This is a genomic window from Dyella sp. SYSU CM1112 (assembly GCF_058216415.1).
The window spans coordinates 1-2,467 of sequence record NZ_JBZEGI010000037.1; the positions used below are offsets into that span (position 1 = coordinate 1).

Annotated in this window: 2 protein-coding genes and 1 pseudogene; 2 read left to right on the forward strand and 1 reads right to left on the reverse strand. The window is 54.6% G+C overall.

Annotation, left to right across the window (positions count from 1 at the left end):
* Positions 1-1,201 (reverse strand): hypothetical protein (locus tag AC4HNJ_RS21470; protein WP_490481657.1); only part of this gene is annotated, 1,201 nt, incomplete at its 3' end.
* A 331-nt stretch (positions 1,202-1,532) separates the two neighbouring features.
* Between AC4HNJ_RS21470 and AC4HNJ_RS21475 the strand changes: the two genes are divergently transcribed.
* Together AC4HNJ_RS21475 and AC4HNJ_RS21480 are read left to right on the forward strand one after the other, a co-directional pair.
* Complete coding sequence (locus tag AC4HNJ_RS21475; RefSeq protein ID WP_490481658.1) at positions 1,533-2,159, forward strand: hypothetical protein; 627 nt, start codon at positions 1,533-1,535, stop codon at positions 2,157-2,159.
* A gap of 134 nt (positions 2,160-2,293) precedes the next feature.
* Positions 2,294-2,467 (forward strand): annotated as a pseudogene (locus AC4HNJ_RS21480) (S-layer family protein); the annotation flags it as partial.

Below are 2,467 nucleotides of genomic sequence, written 5' to 3' on the forward strand. Positions count from 1 at the left end.
CCAGCCGATGAATCGTGATGCACATATCCGTCGAAAGCTGTAGCAGGCGGGCGTTGCGCGGCATGGCCAACACGTCGCAGCCGATGCCTTCGGCGTGCAATGCCGAGATGATCAGCCCTTCACGATCACCGAAATCCCACCAGTCGTATGGCGACATGCCCGTCAGGATGCACTCACATTCCTGATGCAGGGATTCGAGCCGGTGAAAGTGCTCGGCAAGCATTTTGGTTGGCATGTGGGTACGCGCACTGTGCATCAGTCGAGTAGTTTCCATGCGCGTATGGTCCAGTGCGTCGCTCAGATGGCAGACGGTGTTCACGCGCATGCGCTCGGTCATCAAATAGCTTCGCCGCGCCTGTTCGATGGCTTTTTTTTCGCCTTGCGCGAATTCAAACGCCATGGATGAGCGCGCTGCGAACATAAGCAGCGCCGTCCCTAGCAACACCATCAAGCCTTGCGCATACAATGTTTCGAAGTCGTTGAATGCAGGCATGGTACTCACCAATGTCACATTGACTGCGGCACTTATCATGGCCGTGGCGGCCCATCCATAAGACCATGCCACCGGCAACAGTGTTGCAAAAGCAACAAGATTGCCCGTGAATCTCCCCGCATCACCGCCGTAATGACCTAGCATCAGCATCAAGCCATTCACCATGACCAACGCAACTGGTCCTACCCACCGATGGGTGCGCGGGAGCCGGACAAGCGCCTCCCGGGTTCGCTTCGTATCGGCGATAGCGCGTTTTATAGCGTGACTCATCCATAAAATCAGCGGCGTGAAGGACAACATAGCAAGGTAGTTACCCATAAACGCCTGGGCAAAATAATCGATCCATGACAGTCGCTTCTCATCCTGCGGCAGGTATTGCATAAGGCTATAAGCGAGCCATCCGTGCATCGTGCAAACGACAGCCACAGCGCCCATGCACGCCAGCAGATAAGGAGTCCTTGCTACAAAGCTTTTGTGTATGTCCGGGAAACACCGGCGCATTGGCCAGACGAAGAGCATGGTTTCGAGTGATCGCGGAATACTGTTGACCCACACCCATGTCAGCCCTTGCTCACCCAGGCACAAGTAATTGGCATAGCCCATCGGAATGGCTTCGCCTATCACCACAGCCGGCCAGTAACGCATGGGCATAAGCAACAGACAACTTAGCCGCAGGGCGGCCAGGGGAACCCAGTTGAAGCCACTCATGCTATGTATGGCGAGCCATCTGATGATGGTAAAAACTCCGCCATAGCTCACAGTAATCAGCAGAAAACGCCATGCATACGCTATCCGTGGATGCATCCCTACTTCCCCTTGGAATAAACAGGTAAACAACCTTATTGCGTCATGCACGAATATTCATCGCCTGATAGAGATTTTCATACGAAAAATACATATTTGAGATTTTTCACTCCCAAAACCAATATCGATTGATTATTGAGACTTTTCGCTACCATTTCATTCATGTCAGATGTGACATAGCCGTTATGCTCGGCATTTATCGGCTTTTTCGCTATCTCGCCTCGGATGAACTGCTATGAATGTCATGTCGCGCTTCTTTCCATCGCGCTGGGTCGTATGCGTTGTGATATTGGCACTTGGCTTATCAAGTGCTTCGCATGCAACAGCACTCTCTCATGGTCTTGGACAAGCGTTTCCGCATGCAGTCAATCAAAGCCATAGTGCGCTATGGCGGGTGTACGTCTTCGAGCGCGATGGTGTGCGCTATGTGCAGATCAACGACAGCCAGGGCGTCGTGCGCGCCGCCTTCGCCACGGCAAACGGCATGTTTCTCGCGTTGCCGATGGGTACTGATGCAAACCACATTGAGGTGCCTTCCACAACTTCTTCACTATCGAGAAAAGATGTTCAAGAAGAGATGTGCGGTGAGGCGTGCAACACCAATCAGATAGTGTCTGCAACCCGTTCAAGTATGGCGCAAACCGTTGCACCCATTACGTTATCCGGAAGCCTTGAAGAAAAGATGTGCGGAGGGAGATGCACCACTCAAGGGACGCAAGCGGACATCCAGACTAACTTGCCTTCTGAAATAGACGCAGGCAGCGTGATTTACCAAGATGCCACCCTGCAAATCCGTGTCACGGAAGATACGCAAGGCCATCAGGTCTGGAGAGTCATTGCGTTGCCGTCCGCAGGCAAGTGAAGCACGCGCACGGCCCGCATGCGGCGTTAGCTGCTGGCAGATCGGGTTTCTGCAACGCGAAGATCCGTCCTCATACGGGTAAGCATCGCTATCGCTCGCGGTGCTTGCCTACGCCGCACGTCAGCGGCATCAGCGAAACCGACCCGCGCTTCGCCAGCTACGCCGGCTTCCTCGGCAGCGACTACCTGCTCAACCGCCTGGGGCTGGATGGCGACGCCACCCTCAAACGCCTGGGCGATGCCTTCTACGAAACCCAGCTCGTCCTCGACCAGATCACCGGCCTCACCGGCCGGCGCTACCTCACCGGC